The sequence below is a fragment of the Brachybacterium tyrofermentans genome (assembly GCF_014897585.1).
GTDB lineage: Bacteria > Actinomycetota > Actinomycetes > Actinomycetales > Dermabacteraceae > Brachybacterium > Brachybacterium tyrofermentans.
Map to the genome: position 1 here is coordinate 1 of NZ_JABUXW010000100.1, position 575 is coordinate 575.

At 68.2% G+C, this 575-nt stretch carries 1 protein-coding gene; it reads right to left on the minus strand.

What is annotated here, in order from left to right; translation table 11 throughout:
• Positions 1 to 575 (minus strand): IS3 family transposase (locus INT49_RS20900; protein WP_193119639.1); only part of this gene is annotated, 575 nt, incomplete at both ends.

Consider the following 575-nt stretch of genomic DNA (forward strand, 5'->3'; position numbering starts at 1 on the left):
TCGGCCGGGACTACCCCATCCTCGCGGGATCGGGTAGATAGAGACTGACAGTCATACGAGTCGCCGGTGGAGCCGACCGAGGCGGCCGCGCCGGCCTCAGCAAGACGCTCGGTGTAGCGGATGGCGACGTACTGAACGCCCTTATCGCTGTGGTGCGTGAGCCCGGAGACGGCCTGGCCTGCGTGATCGCGGGTCCAGATGCCCATCTCGAGCGCGTCCAACGCGAGGTCCGTCCGCAGCGACTTCGACAGCTGCCAGCCGACCACGCGGCGGGAGAACACATCGATGACGAACGCGGCATACACCCAGCCGGCGAAGGTGCGGCAGTAGGTGATGTCCGCGACCCACAACTGGTTCGGAGCGGTCGCGGTGAAGTCACGTTCGACCAGGTCAGGACGATTATCCGGGCCACGACCGGAGATCGTGGTGCGCGGGCCCTTGGCCCGGCTGACCCCTCGCAACCCCGCGCCGCGCATGAGCCGCTCGACCGTGCAACGCGCGATGACGACGCCCTCGCGGCGCAGCTGGGCGTGGACCTTCTTCGCCCCGTAGACGCCGAAGTTCGCCGCATGGAC